Genomic DNA, 21,428 nt, shown 5'->3' on the forward strand with positions numbered 1-21,428 from the left:
AGCGCACAGCCTAATGAGGCACGCTGGGAAGGAAAGCTTCAATCGGTCTGGTTCTTCGCCACGCTTTCGGCCATCCGCGCCAGTTGCTCGGGACTGGCCTCGCCCTGGTGCTGCGCCTTCCACTCGGCATAGGGCATGCCGTAAATCGCCTCGCGCGCGTCATCCTTCGTCAGCTCGCCCGCTTCGGCCACCCAGTCGCTCAGGCAGTTGCGGCAGAAGCCCGCCAGCCCCATCAGGTCGACATTCTGCGCGTCGGTGCGATGGCGCAGGTGACGCACCAGCCGGCGGAACGCCGCGGCGGCCACCTTGTCGTCGAGTTCGTCGAGTGCGGGCATCGTACAATCCTATGCATGGTTGATCGCCTGCCAATATTGGCTAGACCGCCCCGCTAACAACCCGCGGAGCGCAAGACCCCATGCACACGGCCATCGCCCCCCGGACGCGCAAGGTGCGCGTGCTCGCCACGCTCGGCCCCGCGAGCAACACGCCCGAGATGATCGGGCGGCTGTTCGAGGCCGGCGCCGATGCGTTCCGCATCAATATGAGCCATGGCGACCAGGCATCGAAACTGCCGGTGATCGCGGCGATCCGCAGTCTCGAGGCGCGCTATCGCCGGCCGACCACGATCCTTGCCGATCTCCAAGGCCCCAAGCTGCGCGTCGGCGCCTTCGCCGAGGGGCGCGTGATGCTCGAGGCCGGGCAGCGCTTCGTCCTCGATCGCGAAGCGACGCCGGGCGATGCGACGCGCGTGATGCTGCCGCATCGCGAAATCTTCGCGGCGATCGCGCGCGACGCGCGGCTGCTGCTCGACGATGGCAAGCTGGTGCTGCGCGTCACCGAGCATGACGACGACCGGATCGAGACGATCGTCGAGGTCGGCGGTGCGCTGTCGAACTCCAAGGGGCTGAACGTGCCCGACGTCGTGCTGCCGATGGCGGCACTGACCGACAAGGATCGTAGCGACCTCGCCTTCGCGGTCGATCAGGCGGTCGACTGGATCGCCTTGAGCTTCGTCCAGCGGCCCGAGGATCTGGCCGAGGCACGTCGCCTGATCGGCGGCCGCACCGCGCTGCTCGCCAAGATCGAGAAGCCGAGCGCGGTCGCCCGGCTCGAGGAGATCGTCGAGGCGTGCGACGGTGTGATGGTCGCGCGCGGCGATCTGGGCGTCGAGCTCCCGCCGCAATCGGTGCCGCCTTTGCAGAAGCGCATCGTCGAGACCGCGCGGCGCATGGGGCGCCCGGTGATCGTCGCCACGCAGATGCTCGAATCGATGATTACCGCCCCCACCCCCACGCGCGCCGAGGTGAGCGACGTCGCGACCGCGGTCTATGACGGCGCCGACGCGATCATGCTGTCGGCCGAGAGTGCGGCGGGCCAGTGGCCGGTCGAATCGGTGGCGATGATGGATGCCATCGCCAACGCCGTCGAGCGCGACCCCGCGCATGGCGACCGCGTGCACTTCACCGTGATGAAGCCCGATCCGACGACCGCCGACGCGCTCGCGGAAGCGGCCAAGTCGATTAGCGCGACGGTGAGTGCGGCGGCGATCATCTGCTTCACCACCTCGGGCTCGACCGCGCGGCGCATCGCGCGCGAGCGGCCTTCGGTGCCGATCATGGTGCTGACCCCACGCGCCGAGACGGCGCGGCGGCTGGGGCTGTTGTGGGGCGTCCACGCCGTCCACACCAAGGACGTCGCCTCGTTCGAGGAGATGATCGCCAAGTCGAAGCGCATGGCACTGCGGCACAATCTGGCGCGCGGCGGCGAGCGCGTGGTGGTGTGCGCGGGCGTTCCCTTCGGCACGCCCGGCTCGACCAACGTGCTGCACGTCACGCAGATCATCGGCGACGAATTGAAGAACTACGCGCGCGAGGCCTAAGGTCATCGCGGCGTTCGACATCCGCGAAGACGATCTGACCGGAGAGGCGACGCGCGCGCTGCTCGCGTTGCATCTCGCCGGGATGCGCGCCGATTCGCCGCCGGAGAGCGTGTTCGCGCTCGATCTGTCGGGGCTGCAAGCCGCCGACGTGACGGTGTGGAGCGCGTGGCGCGGGCGCGACATCGCCGCCGTCGGCGCATTGCGGCGCTTGCCCGATCGCAGCGGCGAAGTGAAATCGATGCGCACGCATCCCGATTGGCTGCGCCGGGGCGCCGCCGCCGCGATCCTCGAGATCATTATCGCGGCGGCGCGCCGGCAGGGCCTGCACCGGCTAAGTCTCGAAACGGGGAGCGGGCCGGCGTTCGAGCCGGCACTGGCGCTGTACCGGAAGCGCGGGTTCGCGAACGGTCCGGCTTTCGGCACCTATCGCGCGAGCGCGTTCAACCAGTTCCTGCACCTCGACGTGAGAGCCGAGCCGCGCTTCTGACCGCAGCGCGTCAGCTGTCGTGCTCGGCCAGCCATTCGCCCGTGTCGGCACGGTCGACGGCGAAGCGGTTGACCGGTGCGTGCGTATCGCGGCGGCCGATCGCAAGCCCGGTGAAGAGCATGCGGTCGGGCGGCAGCCTCAGGAAATCGCCGAGCGTACGCGGATACATCGCCCAGGCTTCCTGCGCGCAACTGTCGAGCCCCGCTTCGACCAGCAGCAGCATCAGCGATTGCAGGAACATGCCGCAATCGGCCCATTGCGGCGGGCCGTGATCGCGCTCGACGCTGATGAAGATCGCCATCGGCGCACCGAAGAAGCGGAAATTGTCGGCGAACACCGCCTGGCGCCGTGCGCGGTCGGCGCGGTCGATGCCGAGTGCGGCATACATCGCCTGCCCCACGCCGCGCCGGCGTTTATCGAATCGCGCAGCCATCTGCGGGGGATAGACGGCATATTCGGCGCCTTCGCCCATCGGCGCCTCGACGATGCGGCGCTCCATCAGCGCCTTGAGGCGCATCATCGCGCCCCCGTGCACAAGGTCGACATGCCAGGGCTGGAGGTTGCCGCCCGATGGCGACCGCCCCGCCAGCGCGACGAGCTCGCGCACCAGCGCGGGATCGACCCGATCGGGCAGGAATGCGCGAACCGAGCGGCGCTGCGCGATCGCCTCGCGCACGCCCGTCACGCCGGCAGCAGCCCGTGGCGCACCAGCCGCGCGCGGAACGTCGGCGCATCGACAAACAGCTCGCTGTCGATACCGAGCACGCGCGCGGCTTCGACATTGGCCGGATTGTCGTCGACGAATACCGCATCGCGGGCGTGCAGGCCGAAGCGATCGAGCGCGAGGTGGTAGATCGCGGGATCGGGCTTCACCAGCCGCTCGGTGCCCGAGACCACCACGTCGCCGAAGCGATCGAACAGCGCGGCGTGCTCCGCGCGGAATGGCGGCCAGAATTCGTGGCTGAAATTGGTGATCGCGAACAGCGGCACGCCGGCGTCGTCGAGCTCGGCGACGAGTTCGTGCATACCGGCTACCGCGCCGCCGATGCTCTCGTTGAAGCGCGGCGCCCACGCGGCGATCAGCTCGGCATGCTGCGGATGGCGCGCGATCAGCGCCGCCGAAGTATCGGCGAACGCCGCACCTTCGTCATGCTGATAATGCCATTCGGGCGAAACCACGTCGCGCACGAACGCATCGAGCGCCCGATCGTCCTCGATCAGGCGCTCGTAGAGGAACCGCGGATGCCAGTGGAACAGGACGTTGCCGATATCGAAGATAACGGCATGCGGAGCCCGTTCCGCCATCGGGCTGTTCAGCCCTGGCGCGCCTTGAAGCGGCGGTTGGTCTTGTTGATAACGTACACGCGGCCGCGGCGGCGGATCACGCGATTGTCACGGTGCCGCCCCTTGAGCGACTTGAGGGAATTGACGATCTTCATGACCGGCTCGCTTTATGAATTGGTCGGTGTCTGGAAAAGAGGCGCTCGCCTAGCGGCGGCCCATGCCCAAGTCAAGGCGTACCGCCGGGAAGCCAAAGCGTTGCCCGCGCGTTACAACGCCCTGTCCACGCCGATTCGGCGGCGGTGGACCAGGGGATGTCAGCCATGTTCGCTCGTATCGCTATCGTCTTGGTCGCAGGATTGACCAGCGCCTGTTCGACAACCGGTGCCGTGCGCGGGCCCGTCGACGTGATTCGCTACAATCTCGGCACCCCCATCCGCCCCGGCACCTTCGCCGTCGATCCGCTGCGATCGACCGAGCAGATCAGCGACGAATATGGCGCCTATGTGAATGCTGTGGCGCAGGGCTTGGGAGGCCTCGGCTTCTCGCGCGTGCCTGATGGCTCGCCGTCGGAATATCTTCTCGAAATATCGTTCGCGCGCGCCGCGGCGGGAACGGTGCGCACGGGCTCGCCGGTCTCGATCGGGCTTGGCGGCGTGAGCGGCGGCATGGGCGGCGCGGTCGGCGGCGGCCTCAGCACCGCGCTCGGCGGACGCACGCGTCAGCTCGTCACTTCCGAGCTCACCGCCAAGATCCGCCGGCGCGTCGACAATACGGTGACGTGGGAAGGCGCCGCGCGCACGCAGGGCACGCTGCCCGAAACGCCGGCCGCCTCGGCAGCGCAGGCCGCGCGCATGGCCGATGCCTTGTTCCGGGACTTTCCGGGCCAGTCGGGAATCACTACGACGGTGCCATGAATATCGACATCAACGCCGCGTTCGATAGCGGCAATATCGAGCTCGTCGGCATCGATGGCGACCGTGTGGACCTCGAAATCCGCCGCGATGCGCATTCGGACTTTTACCAGTGGTTCCACTTCCGCGTCGCCGGCGCGCGCGGGCGGCGGCTGGTGTTCCGCATCCTCAACGCCGGCGGCGCCGCCTATGCCTTTGGCTGGCCCGGCTACCGCACGCGCGTGAGCACCGACCGCCAGCACTGGCGCATGACCGAGACGCGCTATGCCGATGGCGTGCTCGAGTTCGCACACGAATTCGACACCGACATCGCCTGGTTCGCCTATTTCGCGCCCTATTCGCTCGAGCGGCAGCATGATCTGGTGTCGCGCATCGCGATGGCGCCCGGCGTGGCGCATCATACGCTCGGCCAGTCGATCGAGGGCCGGTCGATCGACTGCCTCGAACTGGGCGAGGGTCCGCTGCACGTCTGGCTTTATGGCCGCCAGCATCCCGGCGAATCGATGGCGGCGTGGTGGATGGAAGGCGCGCTCGAGAAGCTGACCGATCCCGGCGATGCCGCGGCACAGGCCATCCGCGCGAAGGCACGCGTGCATGTCGTCCCCAACATGAACCCCGATGGTGCGTTTCGCGGCCATCTGCGCACCAACGCCGCCGGCGTGAACCTCAATCGCGAATGGCACGCGCCCACCGCCGAACGCAGCCCCGAAGTGCTCGCGGTGAAGACGGCGATGGAAGCGACGGGCGTCGACTGGGCCATCGACGTCCATGGCGACGAGGCGATCCCCGCCAATTTCCTCGCCGGCTTCGAGGGCATCCCGCGCTGGACCGATACGCACGGCGCGCGCTTCTACGACTATGGCCAGCGCCTCGCCGCGCGCACGCCGCTGTTCCAGACCGAGCGCGGCTACGAGAAGGCGAAGCCCGGACAGGCCAATCTGTCGATGTCGACCAACCAGCTTGCCGAGCGCTTCGGCGCCGTCTCGATGACGCTCGAGATGCCGTTCAAGGACCACGACCCCGCGCCCGACCCGGTTGAAGGCTGGTCGCCCGATCGCTGCAAGGCGCTGGCACACGCCTGTCTCGACACGCTCGCCGAACTGATCTGAGCCTGACGCTGGAAGTGGCTTGGCGCGCCCGGAGGGATTCGAACCCCCGGCCAAGGAGGTAGAAGCTCCTTGCTCTATCCAGCTGAGCTACGGGCGCGCGCCGCGTTCGCTTAGCGTGGATTGCGTCGCCGCGAAATGCCGATCATAGCGCCGGGCGATGAGCGCGCCTCCCCCCGCCGAACCGCCGCGTGCGGTCGCTGCCGATGCGGTGGCGGCGCGGAGCCTGCGCTATTTCGATTTCGTCATGGCGGCGTTCGTCGTCGTGCTGGTGCTCTCGAACGTGATCGGCGCGGGCAAGGTGGCGGCGATCGGCGGGTTCGAGTTCGGCGCGGGCATCCTGTTCTTCCCGATCTCCTACGTCATCGGCGACGTGCTGACCGAGGTATATGGCTATGCGCGCGCGCGCCGCTGCATCTGGGCGGGCTTCGCGGCGTTGCTGTTCCTCGCCGCCATGTCGGCGATCGTCGTGGCGATGCCGCCGGCTGAAGGGTGGGAAGGTCAGGAAGCCTATCAGGCGGTGTTCGGCGCGGTGCCACGCATCGTCGCGGCATCGATCGCGGCGTTCTGGGCGGGCGAGTTCGTCAATTCCTATGTGCTCGCGCGGATGAAGCTGTGGACGGGCGGGCGGCATCTGTGGGCGCGCACGATTGGTTCGACCGCGGTGGGCCAGGCGGTCGACAGCCTTATCTTTTATCCGCTGGCGTTCCTCGGCGTATGGCCGCTCGAACTGGTGCTCAGCGTCATGGTGAGCAACTGGGCGCTCAAGGTCGCGTGGGAAGCCGCGCTGACGCCTGCCACCTATGCCGTGGTGGGCGCGCTCAAGCGCCGCGAAGGGATCGACGTGTTCGATCGCGCCACCGACTTCACGCCATTCCGCACGCGCGTCTGATCCGTCGATGACCGTAAGCAGGTTTCAGGACAGCAAGGCCTGGCTCGTCGACGCCGTGGGGCTGGGCCGCGATGCACTGCACGTGCATGTCGGGCTCGCGGTGATGCTGGCGACGGCACTTCTGCTACGCTGCGACCTGCGCAGCCGCTGGCCGGTCGTCGTGGTGCTGATAGTGGCGCTGGCGGGCGAGATATGGGACGCGATCGAGCTGTGGCGCGCCGGCGGCGGCATCGACCTGGCGGAAAATTGCAAGGATCTGGCGAGCACGGTCTTCTGGCCCGCCGCGATCATGCTGCTGGCCCGCCATACGCTGCTGTTCGGCACCGCGCCCGATCGGTTGGACGACAGCGAAGCTTCAGGCGACGGCGGCGAGCAGCCCCTCGAATAGCCGGCGCCCATCGGTGCCGCCATGCGCGGCTTCGATGCGCCGCTCGGGATGCGGCATCATGCCCAGCACGTTGCCGCCCTCGCTGACGATGCCCGCGATGTCGCGCGCCGATCCGTTGACCGGTTCGGCATAGCGGAACGCGACGCGTCCCTCGCCTTCGAGCCGGTCGAGCGTGTCGGCGTCGGCGACGTAATTGCCGTCATGATGCGCCACGGGAATCGTGATCGCCTCGTCCGCCGCATAGCCACGCGTGAAGCGCGTATCGGTGTTCGCCACCGTCAGCGCCGCGTCGCGGCACACGAAGTCGAGCCCGGTATTGCGCATCAACGCGCCCGGCAGCAGCCCCGTTTCGGTAAGGATCTGGAAGCCGTTGCAGATGCCGATCACCGGCACGCCGCGTGCCGCCGCTGCGTGCACCGCGGCGACGACGGGCGAGCGCGCGGCGATGGCACCGCAACGCAGATAGTCGCCATAGGAAAAGCCGCCCGGCACCGCGACGAGATCGAGATCGGCGGGAAGCTCAGTCTCGCGATGCCAAACCATCGCCGGGGCACTTCCCGAAACCTCGCGCAGCGCGACCGCGATGTCGCGATCGCAGTTCGAGCCCGGAAAGACGATGACCGCCGATTTCATGCCGCCTTCTCGACCCGGTACTTCTCGATGACCGTGTTCGCGAGCAGCTGACGGCACATCGCGTCGATCGCTTCGTCGCTCGTATCGTCGGCAACGTCGAGCTCGAACAGCTTGCCCGCGCGCACCGATTCGATGCCGGCGAAGCCCAGCGAACCGAGCGCGTGCTCGATCGCCTTGCCCTGGGGATCGAGGACGCCGGGCTTGAGCGTGACGATGATGCGGAGCTTCATGGCGCGGCGTTCCGGTACTGCTTGGGGTCGCGGGGGCTATGGCGCGCCCGCCGCCGCCCCGCAAGTTTCATCGCGCGTCCACGCGTCTGCGCGAGGCATCGCAGCAAGGATCACTCTAGCGGATAGGCCGGCGGACCATGCGCAGCGTAGGCCAGTCGCCCAGCGTCACGCGACCGGCGATACGAAAGCCGTGCCGGCGATAGGCCTGCGCGACGGCGGCGGCCTGGCGTTCGAGCAGGCCGGCGAGCACCACGGTGCCGCCGGGCGCGGTGGCGGCGGCGATGACGGGCGCCAGCTCTATCAGCGGTGCGGCGATGATGTTGGCGAGCACCAGGTCATAGGGCGCGCGCCGCTCGATATCGGCATGCGCCATGCCGGGCGCTACCGCTAACGCGAGGCGGCCAGGGCCGGCGCCCAGTCGCACGCCATTGGCGGCGGCATTGGCGCGCGTCACGTCGATCGAGATCGGATCGATGTCCGATGCCGTCGCGCGTGCGCGCGGCCACAGATGCATCGCGGCGAAGGCGAGCAGGCCGGTGCCGGTGCCCACGTCGATCAGGTTGCGTACCTGCATGCCGCGAGCGCGCATCGCCTCGAGCGTCAGCAGGCAGCCCGTCGTCGTCTCGTGGTGGCCGGTGCCGAAGGCCAGCCCGGCCTCGATATGGAAGGCGCGCGCACCCGCCGGCGGATCGCCGCGATTGGCGCTGGTGTGAACGTAGAAACGCCCCGCCTGCACCGGCTCGAGCCCCGCCTGGCTCAGCGTCACCCAGTCCTGCTCGGCGATCCGCTCGGGCTTCACCTTCACGCCGCCTGCACTCGGCACCAGCGCGCGCAGCAGCGCGATCTCGGTGCGACCGGGCTTGTCCTGGAAATAGGCGTCGAGCACCCAGTCCTCGACATCGTCTTCGGTCAGTTCGCGCGTCAGCAGCACCGGCGGTGCCGTCATCGCTGCGAAGGCCGGGCCCTCGGGGTCGATTGCCTCGGCCTCGGCGCGCGTGCACGGCAGCGTGATCTTCCAGCTGTCGCTCATCGCACATAGCTCGCGCCGTTGATGTCGAGCACCGCGCCCGTCATCGACGCCGGCGCCTCGATCGCGCAGAACCGTGCCATCACCGCCACTTCCGCCGGATCGGCGACGCGACCGAGCGGGATGTCGGCGAGCAGCTTGTCGCCGCCGCGGCTCTCCAGATAATCCTCGGCCATGCCCGTCATCGTGAAGCCGGGACAGATCGCGAAGGCGAGGATGTTTTCGCGCGCATACCCCCGCGCGATCGACTTGGTCATGCCTACCATGCCCGCCTTCGATGCCGCATAATGCCAGTGCGCGGGGCTGTCGCCGCGATAGGCGGCGCGGCTGGCGATGTTGACGATGCGCCCCCCACGCCCGCTTTCCTGCCAGTGACGCACCGCGAGCCGGCACAGCTCGGCCGATGCGGTGAGGTTGATGCGCAGCGTGCGCTCCCATGCCGCGACCCAATCGTCATGCGCGGCGTCGAGCGGCGATGCCTCGAACACGCCGGCATTGTTGACGAGCACGTCGATCCGCCCGTCCATCGCTTCCAATGCACGGCGCCACAGATCGGCGGGCGCCGCGGGATCGGCGAAATCGGCGGCGAAATCGCCGCGTGTCGACTGGCCCGCCACGCGGGCGCCGGGCACGGCGGCAAGCGTCTGGGCGATCGCGGCGCCGATGCCACGGCTCGCGCCGGTGAGGAGGATGTGCGTCATGCCCCGGCGATACGGCGCGCGGCGATGGCGGGCAACCGCCCGGCGCCTACATGCCCACCAGATTGTTGAGGTTGATGATCGGCAGCAGGATGGCGAGCACCATCAGCAGCACGAGGCCGCCCATCAGCAAGAGCACCAGCGGCTCGACCAGCGCCACCAGCGTCGCCACCAGCGCATCGAGCTCGCGTTCGAGTTCTCCCGACGCACGGCCCAGCGCCGGCGCCAGCCGCCCGCTCGATTCGCCCGAGGCGACGATCGCCACCAGCATCGAGGGGAACACGCCCGATTCGGCCATCGCCGCGCGCAGGCTCAGCCCCTCGCGCACGCGCTGCGCGATCGTCAGCGCCTTGGCACGCACGTGCAGGTTGGGCGTGACGGCGGCGGCGGCCTGCAACGCCTCGACCAGCGGCACCGCGCTTTCGACCAGCGTGGCGAGGCTGCCCGCGAAGCGCGCGGCGTTGAACTGGCGGCTGAACCGCGCGAACGGGCGCCGCTCGCTGAAGAAGCGGTGCACCGCCATCCGGTTGGCGGGCACGCGGCTCCATCGCCCGAACAGCAGGAACGCGACCGCCGAGGCGATCAGCAGATACAGCCCGTAATTCTGGAGGAACGCGCTCACCGCGATCAGTGCGCGCGTGAGGAAGGGCAGCTCGGCACCGCGCGACACGAACACGCGCACGATATCGGGCACCACATACACCATCAGCAACACCATCATGCCGAAGCTGACGGCCGCCAGCAGCGCGGGGTAGAGCAGTGCCAGCTGTATCTTCTGGCCATTGGCCTGCCGCGTCTCGACGAACTGCGCGAGATGATCGAGCACGCTCGCGAGCTTGCCCGACTGCTCGCCCGCCGCGACAGAGGCGCGGTAGAATTCGGGAAAGGCGCGCGGATGCTGGCCAAGCGCGGCGGCGAAGCTGCGCCCGTCGAGGATTGCGCCGCGCACGTCGGTCAGCACCGCGCGCACCGCCGGCACTTCGGACTGCTGGGCGACGAGGCGTACCGCTTCCTCGATCGGGATGTCCGAGCCCACTAGCGTCGAGATCTGGCGCGTCACCGTGGCGAGCTGGCGCGCACTCAGGCCGCGACGGCGCAAGCCGGGCAACCGCAAGCCGCCCAAGGCAGGTGCGGTGTCGTTGGCGGGCACCACCGACAGCGGCAGCAACGCCTGCTCGCGCAGCAGCGCGCGCGCCGCGGCGGGCGACGACGCCTCGATGATGCCCTTTTTCTGGCTGCCCGCGCGATCGGCGGCACGATAGGCGAAGGCGGTCATGCCCCCGTCTTAAGCACAGCTTGGCGCCGCCGGACAGAGGGGGGTCCGGCGGCGCCGCTCCGTTCTTCACACCGCGATCAGATCGCGGTGCTCGCAGAGATCAGCCAATCGGGTGAAATGCTCAGGATTTGCGCCTCGATCACGCGATCAAGGCCCGTACCGATGAACAGCGCCACCACCAGCAGCAGTGCGCCCAGCAGCCGCCGACCACCGGCGCCGGCCCGCATCATCCGCTGACGCACCCGCATCAGCAGCGGCCGTCCCATCGTGGCGATCGCCAGCATCACTGCGGCGATGCCAAGGCCGAAGGCCAGCATGACCACCGCGACGCCGGCAAGGCTTTCTCCCTGCGAGGCGAGTACCGTGGCGGCACCCAGCGTCGGCCCGACACAGGGGCTCCAGACGATGCCCAGCAACGCGCCGATCGCGGCCTGCCCCGCCAGCCCGTGGCGTTCGAGCCCCGCCTGGCGATCGCTCGCCCAGCGCGCGGCGGGCGCGGTGGCGCGTTCAAGCACCGCCTGTCCCTGCGGCAGCAACAGCGCCAGGCCGAACAGCCCCAGCATCGCCGCACCTGCCAGCCTTACCCATTCGGGATCGATCCCCGCCGCCACGCCCAGTGTCGCCACCGCGAAGCCGACAGTGGTGAACCCCGCCACCAGCCCGCCCGCCAGCGCCAGCGGGCCAAAGCGATTTTCCTGCGCCGCGCTGCCCAGCACGATCGGCACCAGCGGCAGCACGCACGGCGACAGGATAGTGAGCGCCCCCGCCGCGAAAGCGAGCGCGGGATTGAGCACGTCGCTCAACGCGGTGCGCGCGTGCCGGCGAGCAGCGCGGCGATCTTCGCCTCGTCAGTCTGGTACGCCAGCCGCCCCGTTTCGGTGCGACCGCGAAAGGCGATCAGCGTCGACTGCTTCTGCGCGCCGAACTTCTGCCAGAGCGGCTTCTGGCTGTCGTAGTCGATGCGAAAGATCATGAGGTCGGGATGCGCGCCACCGGCAGTGAGCTTCTGGATCGCTTTGCCCTGCGCGGCGCATACCGGGCACCACGGCGCATGTACCTCGATCAGGATGGGCTTGCCGGCCGCCTGTGCGGCGGCGAACGCGCGCGCATCGAAGGGGCGGATGTCGGCGGCTTGCGCGGGGGCGCTGATGGCGACCACGAGCGCGGCGGCAGCGAGCGTGCGATACATGTGCGTGTTCCTTCCTGACGCGCCGGGGCGGCGCTGCACGTGGTTCGCCGCTTGGTCTTTAGCGGTTACACCATGTGGACCGCGTAACTTTCGCGACCGATCGAGCGAACCCGTGCCATGTCCGTTGCAGCCAGCCCGCGATGATGTTCGGCGATCGACCGCTTGGCGAGCTGATGGCGCGTGCGCAGGCGGGCGATGCGCACGCCTATCGCACGCTGCTCGAGCAGAGCGGGCGCTGGCTGCGCCGCTATTTCGGCGGGCGGATCGCTCCGCACCTGATCGACGATCTGGTGCAGGACACGCTGGCATCGGTGCACGCCAAGCGTGCCACCTTCGATCCGGCGCGGCCCTATCTGCCGTGGCTGGCGGCGATCGCGCGCTATCGCTGGGTCGATCAGCTCCGGCGCGGCTACCGTGCCGACGAGACGCTGCTGCGCGACGATCTGGCGGCCGACCCGATCGACGCGGCCGAAACCGCGCGGATCAGCCTCGACGCGCTGCTGGCCTATCTGCCCGACCGGCAGGTCATGGTGATCCGACTGGTCAAGATCGACGGTCTTTCGGTGGCGGAGGCGTCGGCGCGCACCGGCCAGTCCGAAGCTTTGGTGAAAGTAAACGTCCATCGCGGCCTCAAGCGGCTTGCCGCGCTGGTGGAGAAAGCATGATGAACGAGGATTTTCGCATCGACGGACTGGTGGCGGATCTGCGACCCGTTCGCCGGCTGCGGCCCGCCCGTGGCTTCGCGCTGGTGACGGCCGCGACGCTGGGGGTAGTAGCAGTCGTCGCGGTCGCCGCCGGGCTGCGACCGGATGTGGCGGCGCTGGCGCCTGATCCGCTGGTAGTGCTGCGATCGGCGGCGCTGGTGCTGTTGGGCGTCGCGACGCTGCACGCCGCGACCGCCGCCGCGCGGCCTTCGATCGGCGAGCATCGCCACGGCTGGCGCTGGGCGCTCGCGGCGATCGGCCTCTTCCCGCTCACCGCGGCGATCCTGACGCTTGCAGGTGCACCGACCCCGCACGAGATGCTTTCGGCCCCGATGATAGCGTCGTGCCTCGTCATCAGCCTCTCAAGTGCGGCAGCCATCCTCGCCGTGCTGCTGGCGTGGCTGCGGAGCGGCGCCGTCACCGATCCGCACCGCGCCGGATGGTTGAGCGGGCTGGCGGCAGGCGGATTGGGCAGCTTCGCCTACAGCCTGCACTGCCCCTCTACGTCGATCGAGTATTTCGCGGTCTGGTACGGCCTTGCGATCGCGATCAGCGCCGGGCTGGGCAGGCTCGTCGCGCCGCCGCTGCTGCGCTGGTAGCGCCGGCGCGCCTATCCCGGCAGGTCGACATGGATGCGGCGGAAGCGCGCCTCGATCATGCTGTAGATGCCGAACAGGGCAAGGCCGATGCCCGTCGCCGCCAGCAGCCAGGGGCCGCCGGGCTGCTGCTTCAGGCTGGCAAGCGCATCGGCCATGCCGCCTGCTTCGCTCGCCTGCGCGCGCCATGCCGCCGCGATGAAGAAGATGCCGATGATCGCGAACACCACGCCGCGCGCGCCATAGCCGATGCGCCCCATGGTGCAGACATAATCGGGTGCGGGCGCATCGCCGCGCAGATCGTGGACGAAATCGCCTTCCCACGCGCGATGCCATTGCTGGCCGGCGGCCACCAGCAGCCCCAGCGCCACGGCGCCCACGAGCAGCGCGCCGAGCGGCTGCGCGAGCAGCCACGCCGTCCAGTCGCGCGCGGTCTCGTCGCCGGGTGACATGCCTGCACCCGATCCGGGTCGCATCGCCAGCCGCAGCGCCGTCCATGCCAGCACCAGATGCGCGATGCCGCTCACCAGATGGGCGGCACGCTTGATATTGCCCTTCATGTCGCCGCGCATCCGCTCGGGATCGGCGACCGCCTCGGTCAGTCGCCACAGCGCATAGCCGAACAGCCCCGCGGCGACGATCGCCAGCAGCAGCGCGCCCAGCGGCGCGCCCGCCAGCGATCCGATCGCGCCCTGATTGTCCGCCGCCTGCCCGCCATAGAGCGCCGCGTCGATCGCGAACCAGCCGACGAGCAGATAGACCAGCCCCCGCGCGGCAAATCCCAGACGCGCGAGCAGCGTGGCGTTGGCGTCGGTCAGCATCTTCACTCCGGCAAAGGTTCGTTGCGCAGCGCCAACGGTCGATCGGGGGCGGCGTTCCCCGCGCTGCCAGCCGCGATGAAATCAGGGGGAGCCAAAGCGTGCGTAACGGTGTAAGGGGCGCCGAAGCAATCGGCGCGCGCGACCGGCCGGGCAGGCGCCCCGCCACTTCCGCGCTGCCCGATCGGCGGCCGCCATTCCCATCCCTTCCCCGTCCGCAATCTGCGCGGGCGGGCAGCATGTTCGAGTCCGATGCCCTTTTCCTCGCTTCCCCCGATCCTTGGCGACGCGCTTGCCGAGCGCGGCTATGCCGCCCCCACCGCCGTGCAGGCCGCCGTCCTCGAGCCACAGGCGCAGGGCCGCGACCTCATCGTCTCGGCGCAGACCGGATCGGGCAAGACCGTCGCCTTCGGCCTCGCGATGGCGGGCGAATTGCTGGGCGACGATGGCCGCGCGGTGCCCGCGCGCACGCCGCTGGCGCTGGTGATCGCGCCCACCCGCGAGCTGGCGTTGCAGGTCAGCCGCGAGCTGATGTGGCTTTACGGCAAAGCCGGCGCGCGTATCGTCACCTGTGTCGGCGGCATGGATGCCTCAAAGGAGCGGCGCGCGCTCCAGGCCGGCGCGCAGATCGTCGTCGGCACGCCGGGGCGGCTGCGCGACCATCTCGAACGCGGCGCGCTCGACCTGTCGGCGTTGCGCGCGGCGGTGCTCGACGAGGCCGACGAGATGCTCGACATGGGCTTTCGCGAAGACCTCGAGGAAATCCTCGACGCGACACCCGACGGCCGCCGCACGCTGCTGTTCTCGGCGACGATGCCGCGCCCGATCGTGGCACTGGCGCAGCGCTACCAGCGCGACGCGCTGCGCATCGCCACCGTCGGCGACGAGCGCGGCCATGGCGACATTACCTATCAGGCGGTGACGGTGGCGCCCGCCGAGATCGAGGCGGCGGTCATCAACCTCCTGCGCTTCCACGAGGCCGAGACCGCGATCCTGTTCTGCGCGACGCGCGACAATGTGCGCCGGCTGCACGCCACGCTGATCGAGCGCGGGTTCGATGCCGTGGCCTTGTCGGGCGAGCATTCGCAGTCCGAACGCAACCATGCGTTGCAGGCGCTGCGCGACCGGCGTGCGCGCGTCTGCGTCGCGACCGACGTGGCCGCGCGCGGTATCGATCTGCCGAGCCTCAGCCTCGTCGTGCATGTCGAGATTCCGCGCGACGCCGAGGCGCTGCAACACCGCTCGGGCCGCACCGGCCGCGCGGGCAAGAAGGGCACCGCGGTGCTCATCGTCCCCTATCCGCGCCGCCGCCGCGTCGAATCGATGCTGCGCGGCGCGCGGATCGAGGCCGAATGGATCGATGCCCCGACCCCGGCGGCGATTCGCGCACAGGACCATGAGCGCCTGCTGGCGGCACTTCTGGCACCCGTCGAGATCGAGGACGAGGATCGCGTGCTCGCCACGCGCCTGCTTGCCGAGCGCAGTCCCGAGGACATCGCCGCCCTGCTGGCGCAGGCGCACCGCGCCAAGATGCCGGCGCCCGAGGAAATGATCGAGAACACGCCCGAGGCGCGCCGCGCCGCGCAGGTCGAGCGGCATCGGCCGGGCTTCGAGGACGTGCTGTGGTTCCGCATGGACATCGGCCGGCGCCAGAATGCCGATGCGCGCTGGATATTGCCGCTGCTGTGCCGCCGCGGCCACATCACCAAGAACGAAGTGGGCGCGATCCGCATCGCCGCGAACGAAACCTTCTTCCAGGTGCCCCGCGCGATCGCCGGCAAGTTCGCCGCCGCCGTCGCCCGGACGGCCGAGGATGAGCGCGAAGGCGGCGGCGAGAGCGTGCGCATCGAGCCCGCGCCGAACGGCCCCGGCGAGCATCAGCGCGGCCCCGGCCCCGCCTATCGACGCAGCAACGCCGCGCCCGCGCACCGCGCCCAGCCGCACCGCCCCGGCGGCGGCCCCGGCGGCAAACCCTTCCGCCCGCGCGCGGACCGCAAGCCGCATCGGGGGAAGGCGGGGAAGTAGAGCGAGGATTAGCCCCTCAGGCCTCCTCGCGCGTCACCCTTGCCACTTCCTCGACCGTCGTAATTCCGGCGCGCAGCTTGGCGATGCCGTCGTCGAGCAGGCTGGGATTGTCGCCGGCACGGGCGGCGCGTTCGAGTTCGGCTTCGCTGGCGCCGTCGTGGATCATCTTCTGGAAGCGGTCGTCGACGCCGACGACCTCGTACAGCCCGGCGCGGCCGCGATAGCCTTCGCCGTGGCATTCGTCGCAGCCCTCGGCGCGCCAGATCGGCTCGCCGGCGGCAAGCCCGCCGCCCACCAGCAGCGCGTCGGCCTCGCTCGCCACATCCTCGCGCCGGCAATGCGCGCACAGCCGGCGCACCAGCCGCTGCGCGCACAGCCCCACCACCATCGGCGCGAGCAGATAGCGCTCGACGCCCATGTCGATCAGCCGCGTCACCGAGCCCACCGCCGAATTGGTGTGCAGCGTCGACAGCACGAAATGCCCCGTCATCGCCGATCGCACCGCGACCTGCGCGGTTTCCTGGTCGCGGATCTCGCCCACCATGATGACGTCGGGGTCCTGGCGCAGGATGGCGCGCAAGCCGCGCGCGAAGGTCATGTCGGTGCGCGGATTGACCTGCGTCTGGGCGATGCCGGCCAGTTCATATTCGATCGGGTCCTCGACCGTCATCACGTTGCGACGGCGATCGTTGAGGCGCGTGAGCGCGGTATAGAGCGTCGTCGTCTTGCCCGAACCCGTCGGCCCGGTGACGAGCAGGATGCCGTGCGGCCGTTCGAGCAGGCGCGTGAAAACGCTGCGGTCGCGGTCGCTCATGCCGAGCGCGCTCAGATCGAGCGTCATCGCGCCGCGCTCGAGCAGGCGCATCACCACGCGCTCGCCATGCTGGGTAGGGATGGTCGATACGCGCGCATCGACATCGTGGCCGCCGATGCGCAGCGTCACGCGCCCGTCCTGCGGCACGCGCTTCTCGGCGATGTCGAGCTTGGCCATCACCTTGATGCGGCTGACGAGCAGCGGCGCCAGCGCGCGCTGCGGCTCGACCACGTCGCGCAGCACGCCGTCGATGCGGAAGCGCACGACCAGCCGCTTCTCGGTGGTCTCGACATGGACGTCGCTGGCGCCTTCCTTGATCGCCTCGAGCAGCAGCGCGTTGATGAGGCGGATGACGGGCGAATCGTCGCGCGTGTCGAGCAGATCGTCGACCGCGGCGGCCGAGTCGGCGAGCGCGGCCAGATCGGTTTCGGCGATGTCGAAATCGGCGGCCTGCTGCGCGCGATCGCCATAGACGGTGCCGAGCGCGGCGTCGAAGGCATCGTCGGCCACCGGCACCAGCGTTGCGCCCGGCGCGATGCGCGTCACTTCGATCAGCGCATCGAGCGGCATGTCGGCGCGGTGCACGCATTCGGTGGCGCCATTGGCCGCGACGCGCAGCAGCACGCCGTTGCGACGCGCAAAGCCGTAGGGCAGCCGCGCGGGTGGCGGTGCCTCGACCGTCTCGGTCACGATCAATGTGTCGCTCATGGCGCGAAATCCACCGTCGCGGCGACCATGCCCGGCGTCGGTCGGCGCACGATCTCGGCGCGCACGATGCCGAGCGCGCTCGACCGGCTCACCTCGGCCAGCCAGTTGACCACCGCATCATACTGCCCCTCGACCAGCGTGGCGCGCACGCCGGCGCCCTCGGGCGCGGTGGTGACGGCGAGGCCGAACTGCTGCGCGGCGCCCGCCACGATCTGGTCGGGCGTGCCCGTGCGGCGCGGTGCCTGCGCCCCGAGCGTGCCGGCGGCGCGCACGCGCGCGATCAGCGTTTCATAGGTGCGGATATCGGCGCGCGCCTCGCCGCGCGCATCCTGCACGGGACGCACGACGCCATAGACCAGCACGACCGCGAACAAGAGCGCCGAGAGCGTGCCGACAAGAATACGCTCGCGCCGGGTGAGGCCCGACCACCATGCGTCAAGCCGGGCAAGCGCGGCTTCGATCCGGTCGCGCTCGATGATGCGGATCACCCTCATGCGCCCTGCGCCACCAGCCTGAGCGATCCGTCGGCCGCCTCGACGACGCGACCGTCGACGCGCGCATCGGCCAGCGCCGCGGTCAGCCGGGCGGCCATGCCGGGTTGCAGCGCGTCCATGTCGAGCACCAGTTGCGCGCCCTCGAAACGCATCGCGCGCACCGCGAGCCCCGCCGAATGCGGCGCCAATGCGCCCGATACGCGCGTGACGAGCGGCAGGAACGGGCTGGCGCGCTGCGGCTCGGGGATCAGATCGGCGACCTGACCGGCGAAGTCATCTTCGGGCAGCGCGGTGCCGGGCGCGGTGAGCGCCACAAGCTCGCGCAGATCGTCGGCGCGGCGCTCGGCGATCGTGCGCAACATGATCGTATCGGCCACCGCGATGCCGGCATGGGCGAGCGCGCCCGCCGCGACGATCCATGCGATCCGCCGGCCATAGCCCATGCCCGCCGCGGCGCGGCGCCGCGCATAGGCGCCTTGGCGCAGATCGAGCGCGGGGCCGACGAGCCGCTGCACCAGCGGCGCGCCGGCAAGTTCGGCCGCTTGCGCGCCCATGTCGTCGGGCAAAGGCGCGCCATAGCCGTGGATCGCCGGTCGGCCGGCGGCATCCCACGCGGTGCGCAGCATCGGCGCGGCGAGCGCGAAGCCGGTGCCGTCGCCGGCGCGCACCAGCGCGCGTGTGTCGCCGAGCTCGACGGCCCATTCGCCCTCGCCCGGCCGTGGCAGCGCCAGCATGTCGGGGACGATGGCCGCATGACCCAACCCGGCCTCGTCGGCGGCCTCGACCCATGCGGCCATCACCGCGTGGCGCACCACGCCTACCAGATAGCGCTTTGGCGCGACTTCAACGCCCAATGCGATGTGTACGGCATCGAGCGGATCGGCGATCGCATCCTCGATCGCGAAGGGCAGCGCCTCCAACCTTTTGGCATGGCTCGACAAAGGCAGGTCGACCGCCAGCAGCCGCACCGCCTCGCCCGGCACGAGCAGCGTTGCGGGGCCGCCGGGTTCGGCTATGATGGGCGCGGCACCGTGCAGGCTCCAGATGCCCGACAGGCGGTGTTCGGGGGCAACAGGCGTGGACGGGGTCATGCCGGGGGCAACGCTCGCTTGTAACAATGCTTTCACGCACCGATTGGATAGGGCCGGAATGCACATCCGTTTGAAACAGTTTCATGACAGCCGCCGCGTGCGCGCGCAATCGGTGCCGGCGGACGAAGCGGGACTGACGCTCGTGGAGATGATCGTCGTCCTCGCGATCATCGCGCTCGTCGCCGCGCTCATCGTGCCCAACGTGATTGGCCGGCCCGACGAGGCGCGCGTCACCATCGCCAATACCGATATCCGCACCATCTCGGCCGCGCTCAAGATGTACCGGCTCGACAATGGCCGCTACCCGAGCACGCAGCAGGGATTGCAGGCGCTGGTCGAGCGGCCGACGACGCCGCCGGTGCCCACCAGTTGGTCGGCCGAAGGCTATCTGTCCGATCTGCCGCAGGACCCGTGGGGCAACCCCTATGCCTATACGTCGGAAGGATCGAGCTTCGAGCTGAAGTCGCTCGGGCGGGATGCGCAGCCCGGCGGCGAGGGCCTCGACGCGGACCTCACGGGCAAGCAGTAAATAGCCCGTGCGCGCGTGCGCATCCCGCCGCGAAGCCGGCATGACGCTGATCGAGATGCTGATCGTGCTCGCGATCATCGCGGTGGCGGCGGGCGCGGTGACGCTGGGCATCGGCGCCGCGACGCGCGCGCCATCGGTGGAAAGCGAGGCGCGGCGCCTCGCCGAACGGCTCCAGGCCGCTGCCGACGATGCGATGCTGGGCGATGCGATGCTGGCGTTCACTGCACAGGAAGGCGGCTATGGCTTCGCGCGCTTCGACGGCCGCACCTGGTTGCCGTTCGAGGGCGAGGCGCTCGCACCGCACAGCCTGCCCGGCGGCATGACGATGACGCTCTCGGCGCGCCCGCCCTTCGTGCTCGGCCCCGACGGATCGGGCAAGCCGATGACCGCGGTGATCGAGGGCGGCGACCAGCGCTGGAGCGTGGTGTATGACGGCCTGACCGCCACCGCGCGGCCGGCGGGCGCATGACGCGCGACGCGCGCCACAACAGCGAAGCGGGTTTCTCGCTGATCGAGGCGCTGGTCGCGCTCGCCATCCTCGCCATCGCCACCGTCGGCCTCGTCCGCTCGGTAGAGGCGCATATCGATTCGACGCGCGCGATGGAGCAGCGCGCGGTCGCGATGTGGGTGGCCGAGAATCACCTCGCCGAACTCGAGGCTGGCGTGGTGCCGGCACGCGAGGTAGCGATGCTCGGGCAACGCTGGCGCATCGCCGTCGACGAGCGCGGCACCGACGACCCCGAGATCGCCGCCCTCACCATCCGCGTATTCGCGTCCGATGGCGGACCCAGTGCATCGCCGCTTGCATCGCTCGACGCTTTCCTCGACGCAGGCGGGCAATGAACCGGCTGTTCGATCTCACCCCGTTGCAGACGCGCCGCACGCTCGACGTGGTGACGGGGCTGGTCGTGGCGTCGGTGGGCATCGCGCTCGCCGGGCTGACCTGGCGCATCGCGGGCCATGCGGGGCAAGGCGCGATCACCGTGCCGTCGGGCGCGCGCCCAGCGATGGCGGTGCCCGATACGGCGGCCGCGATCGCGCTGGCGCCGTTCGGCAAGGCCGCGATCGCCGACCAGGCGCAGCCAACGGCGCTCGCTGTCGTGCTGAAAGGCGTGGTGTTCGCGGTGCCCGCTACCTTGTCGACCGCGTTCGTCTCGGAAAACGGCGCGACACCGCGGCCCTATCGCATCGGCGAGGCGCTGGCAGGGGCCACGATCGAGGGCATCCAGCGCGACCGCGTGCTGCTCAACAATGGCGGCCGGATCGAGTTTCTGGCGTTCCCCGATCCCACGCTGGCGGCGAACAGCGGATCGACGGCACCGGGCGCCGGCCCCGCCGCGCCGGGTGCCACGCCTGTCGCGACGGCCACCCCGATCGCCGCTTCCGCTCCGCCTCCCACCGCCCCGGCAGCCTTGCTCGGCCGGCTCGACGCATCGCCCACCGAGGGCGGCTACGCGATCGGCGCCAATGCCCCGCCGGGATTGCAGCAGGGCGACGTCATCCAGTCGGTCAACGGCCAGCAGCTCGGTCAGGGGGCCGCCGACCAGGCCGCCTTCGCCGCCGCGCAGCGCAGCGGTTCCGCCCAGGTCCAGCTTCTTCGCGACGGCAAGGCGGTAACGCTCACCGTCCCCTTGCGCTAGAGAATCATC

28 protein-coding genes and 1 tRNA gene are annotated in these 21,428 nt (G+C 69.9%); 13 read left to right on the plus strand and 16 right to left on the minus strand.

The genetic code is table 11. From position 1 onward, the window contains the following. Nucleotides 1–38: 38 nt before the first annotated feature. Nucleotides 39–335: a DUF1244 domain-containing protein gene (locus FBR43_RS01780; protein WP_136941515.1), complete on the minus strand. Its 297-nt coding sequence runs from the start codon at nucleotides 333–335 to the stop codon at nucleotides 39–41. An 80-nt stretch (nucleotides 336–415) separates the two neighbouring features. Here FBR43_RS01780 and pyk point away from each other — a divergent pair, with 80 nt between their 5' ends. Together pyk and FBR43_RS01790 are read left to right on the plus strand one after the other, a co-directional pair. Further along, nucleotides 416–1,879, plus strand: a complete 1,464-nt coding sequence (pyk, locus tag FBR43_RS01785; protein WP_136941516.1) for a pyruvate kinase — start codon at nucleotides 416–418, stop codon at nucleotides 1,877–1,879. An 82-nt stretch (nucleotides 1,880–1,961) separates the two neighbouring features. Then, the gene (locus tag FBR43_RS01790; protein ID WP_136941517.1) at nucleotides 1,962–2,366 is read left to right on the plus strand and encodes a GNAT family N-acetyltransferase; all 405 of its coding nucleotides are present in this window, start codon (nucleotides 1,962–1,964) and stop codon (nucleotides 2,364–2,366) included. Nucleotides 2,367–2,376: 10 nt separating this feature from the next. Here FBR43_RS01790 and FBR43_RS01795 read toward each other — a convergent pair whose 3' ends face one another. Genes FBR43_RS01795 through ykgO form a run of 3 tightly spaced genes read right to left on the minus strand, consistent with a single transcriptional unit; the run spans nucleotide 2,377 to nucleotide 3,805 of the window. Continuing rightward, entirely contained in the window at nucleotides 2,377–3,051 is a 675-nt protein-coding gene (locus FBR43_RS01795; RefSeq protein ID WP_212611868.1) for a nitroreductase, read from the minus strand. Further along, nucleotides 3,048–3,671: an HAD family hydrolase gene (locus FBR43_RS01800; protein ID WP_136941518.1), complete on the minus strand. Its 624-nt coding sequence runs from the start codon at nucleotides 3,669–3,671 to the stop codon at nucleotides 3,048–3,050. The genes FBR43_RS01795 and FBR43_RS01800 overlap by 4 nt, the downstream gene beginning before the upstream one ends. 8 nt (nucleotides 3,672–3,679) lie before the next feature. Beyond that, the gene (ykgO, locus tag FBR43_RS01805) at nucleotides 3,680–3,805 is read right to left on the minus strand and encodes a type B 50S ribosomal protein L36 (protein WP_033920696.1); all 126 of its coding nucleotides are present in this window, start codon (nucleotides 3,803–3,805) and stop codon (nucleotides 3,680–3,682) included. 231 nt (nucleotides 3,806–4,036) lie between these two features. On the opposite strand from ykgO, the gene FBR43_RS01810 reads away from it, so the two are divergent. Further along, nucleotides 4,037–4,564, plus strand: coding sequence for a DUF4136 domain-containing protein (locus FBR43_RS01810; protein WP_212611869.1), 528 nt, complete (start codon nucleotides 4,037–4,039; stop codon nucleotides 4,562–4,564). Continuing rightward, nucleotides 4,561–5,670 (plus strand): M14 family metallopeptidase, encoded by a 1,110-nt coding sequence (locus FBR43_RS01815; protein WP_136941520.1) that lies wholly within the window; start codon nucleotides 4,561–4,563, stop codon nucleotides 5,668–5,670. The genes FBR43_RS01810 and FBR43_RS01815 overlap by 4 nt, the downstream gene beginning before the upstream one ends. Before the next feature lie 20 nt (nucleotides 5,671–5,690). On the opposite strand, the gene FBR43_RS01820 is transcribed toward FBR43_RS01815, so the two are convergent. Beyond that, nucleotides 5,691–5,767: transfer RNA gene (locus FBR43_RS01820), tRNA-Arg, on the minus strand. A 60-nt stretch (nucleotides 5,768–5,827) separates the two neighbouring features. Between FBR43_RS01820 and FBR43_RS01825 the strand changes: the two genes are divergently transcribed. Next, nucleotides 5,828–6,559 (plus strand): queuosine precursor transporter, encoded by a 732-nt coding sequence (locus tag FBR43_RS01825; RefSeq protein WP_136941521.1) that lies wholly within the window; start codon nucleotides 5,828–5,830, stop codon nucleotides 6,557–6,559. Between the two features lie 7 nt (nucleotides 6,560–6,566). Further along, complete coding sequence (locus FBR43_RS01830) at nucleotides 6,567–6,947, plus strand: hypothetical protein (protein ID WP_136941522.1); 381 nt, start codon at nucleotides 6,567–6,569, stop codon at nucleotides 6,945–6,947. Here FBR43_RS01830 and purQ read toward each other — a convergent pair. The 7 genes from purQ to FBR43_RS01865 all read right to left on the minus strand — a co-directional run bounded on the left by purQ (nucleotide 6,915) and on the right by FBR43_RS01865 (nucleotide 12,000). Next, nucleotides 6,915–7,580 (minus strand): phosphoribosylformylglycinamidine synthase subunit PurQ, encoded by a 666-nt coding sequence (gene purQ / locus FBR43_RS01835; RefSeq protein WP_136941523.1) that lies wholly within the window; start codon nucleotides 7,578–7,580, stop codon nucleotides 6,915–6,917. The two genes, FBR43_RS01830 and purQ, sit on opposite strands and share 33 nt — an antisense overlap. Next, nucleotides 7,577–7,810 carry a phosphoribosylformylglycinamidine synthase subunit PurS gene (purS, locus tag FBR43_RS01840; protein ID WP_136941524.1) on the minus strand — a complete coding sequence of 78 codons (234 nt, stop codon included), beginning with the start codon at nucleotides 7,808–7,810 and terminating at the stop codon, nucleotides 7,577–7,579. The genes purQ and purS overlap by 4 nt, the downstream gene beginning before the upstream one ends. A 115-nt stretch (nucleotides 7,811–7,925) precedes the next feature. Next, nucleotides 7,926–8,840 (minus strand): 50S ribosomal protein L11 methyltransferase, encoded by a 915-nt coding sequence (locus FBR43_RS01845; RefSeq protein WP_136941525.1) that lies wholly within the window; start codon nucleotides 8,838–8,840, stop codon nucleotides 7,926–7,928. Continuing rightward, nucleotides 8,837–9,538 carry an SDR family NAD(P)-dependent oxidoreductase gene (locus tag FBR43_RS01850; RefSeq protein WP_136941526.1) on the minus strand — a complete coding sequence of 234 codons (702 nt, stop codon included), beginning with the start codon at nucleotides 9,536–9,538 and terminating at the stop codon, nucleotides 8,837–8,839. The genes FBR43_RS01845 and FBR43_RS01850 overlap by 4 nt, the downstream gene beginning before the upstream one ends. Before the next feature lie 46 nt (nucleotides 9,539–9,584). Continuing rightward, nucleotides 9,585–10,811, minus strand: a complete 1,227-nt coding sequence (locus FBR43_RS01855) for a type II secretion system F family protein (RefSeq protein WP_136941527.1) — start codon at nucleotides 10,809–10,811, stop codon at nucleotides 9,585–9,587. Between the two features lie 77 nt (nucleotides 10,812–10,888). Next, entirely contained in the window at nucleotides 10,889–11,605 is a 717-nt protein-coding gene (locus FBR43_RS01860; RefSeq protein ID WP_249276427.1) for a cytochrome c biogenesis CcdA family protein, read from the minus strand. A 5-nt stretch (nucleotides 11,606–11,610) separates the two neighbouring features. Further along, nucleotides 11,611–12,000, minus strand: a complete 390-nt coding sequence (locus FBR43_RS01865) for a thioredoxin family protein (protein WP_136941529.1) — start codon at nucleotides 11,998–12,000, stop codon at nucleotides 11,611–11,613. Between the two features lie 140 nt (nucleotides 12,001–12,140). On the opposite strand from FBR43_RS01865, the gene FBR43_RS01870 reads away from it, so the two are divergent. Beyond that, nucleotides 12,141–12,665, plus strand: coding sequence for a sigma-70 family RNA polymerase sigma factor (locus FBR43_RS01870; RefSeq protein ID WP_317128302.1), 525 nt, complete (start codon nucleotides 12,141–12,143; stop codon nucleotides 12,663–12,665). Then, the gene (locus FBR43_RS01875) at nucleotides 12,662–13,303 is read left to right on the plus strand and encodes an NrsF family protein (protein WP_136941530.1); all 642 of its coding nucleotides are present in this window, start codon (nucleotides 12,662–12,664) and stop codon (nucleotides 13,301–13,303) included. Before FBR43_RS01870 ends, FBR43_RS01875 begins: the two co-directional genes overlap by 4 nt. 11 nt (nucleotides 13,304–13,314) lie before the next feature. On the opposite strand, the gene FBR43_RS01880 is transcribed toward FBR43_RS01875, so the two are convergent. Next, nucleotides 13,315–14,121, minus strand: a complete 807-nt coding sequence (locus FBR43_RS01880) for a DUF1206 domain-containing protein (RefSeq protein WP_169542434.1) — start codon at nucleotides 14,119–14,121, stop codon at nucleotides 13,315–13,317. Between the two features lie 249 nt (nucleotides 14,122–14,370). On the opposite strand from FBR43_RS01880, the gene FBR43_RS01885 reads away from it, so the two are divergent. Next, a complete protein-coding gene (locus FBR43_RS01885; RefSeq protein WP_136941532.1) occupies nucleotides 14,371–16,143 on the plus strand; it encodes a DEAD/DEAH box helicase in 1,773 nt (590 codons plus the stop codon). 16 nt (nucleotides 16,144–16,159) lie between these two features. Here FBR43_RS01885 and gspE read toward each other — a convergent pair whose 3' ends face one another. From gspE to gspL, 3 genes are read right to left on the minus strand one after another with little or no spacing between them, the layout of a single operon-like run. Next, complete coding sequence (gene gspE, locus FBR43_RS01890) at nucleotides 16,160–17,665, minus strand: type II secretion system ATPase GspE (protein WP_136941533.1); 1,506 nt, start codon at nucleotides 17,663–17,665, stop codon at nucleotides 16,160–16,162. Continuing rightward, nucleotides 17,662–18,159, minus strand: a complete 498-nt coding sequence (gene gspM, locus FBR43_RS01895) for a type II secretion system protein GspM (protein WP_136941534.1) — start codon at nucleotides 18,157–18,159, stop codon at nucleotides 17,662–17,664. The genes gspE and gspM overlap by 4 nt, the downstream gene beginning before the upstream one ends. Then, nucleotides 18,156–19,250, minus strand: coding sequence for a type II secretion system protein GspL (gspL, locus tag FBR43_RS01900; RefSeq protein WP_249276398.1), 1,095 nt, complete (start codon nucleotides 19,248–19,250; stop codon nucleotides 18,156–18,158). The genes gspM and gspL overlap by 4 nt, the downstream gene beginning before the upstream one ends. A 58-nt stretch (nucleotides 19,251–19,308) precedes the next feature. Here gspL and gspG point away from each other — a divergent pair, with 58 nt between their 5' ends. From gspG to FBR43_RS01920, 4 genes are read left to right on the plus strand one after another with little or no spacing between them, the layout of a single operon-like run. Further along, nucleotides 19,309–19,779, plus strand: a complete 471-nt coding sequence (gspG, locus tag FBR43_RS01905; protein ID WP_136941535.1) for a type II secretion system major pseudopilin GspG — start codon at nucleotides 19,309–19,311, stop codon at nucleotides 19,777–19,779. A gap of 7 nt (nucleotides 19,780–19,786) precedes the next feature. Further along, nucleotides 19,787–20,248 carry a prepilin-type N-terminal cleavage/methylation domain-containing protein gene (locus tag FBR43_RS01910; RefSeq protein ID WP_262708667.1) on the plus strand — a complete coding sequence of 154 codons (462 nt, stop codon included), beginning with the start codon at nucleotides 19,787–19,789 and terminating at the stop codon, nucleotides 20,246–20,248. Continuing rightward, entirely contained in the window at nucleotides 20,245–20,622 is a 378-nt protein-coding gene (gene gspI, locus FBR43_RS01915; RefSeq protein ID WP_136941537.1) for a type II secretion system minor pseudopilin GspI, read from the plus strand. Before FBR43_RS01910 ends, gspI begins: the two co-directional genes overlap by 4 nt. After that, nucleotides 20,619–21,419 carry a type II secretion system protein N gene (locus tag FBR43_RS01920; protein ID WP_136941538.1) on the plus strand — a complete coding sequence of 267 codons (801 nt, stop codon included), beginning with the start codon at nucleotides 20,619–20,621 and terminating at the stop codon, nucleotides 21,417–21,419. Before gspI ends, FBR43_RS01920 begins: the two co-directional genes overlap by 4 nt. Nucleotides 21,420–21,428 lie beyond the last annotated feature (9 nt).

The sequence above is a fragment of the Sphingomonas baiyangensis genome, assembly GCF_005144715.1.
GTDB classification, from domain to species: domain Bacteria; phylum Pseudomonadota; class Alphaproteobacteria; order Sphingomonadales; family Sphingomonadaceae; genus Sphingomonas; species Sphingomonas baiyangensis.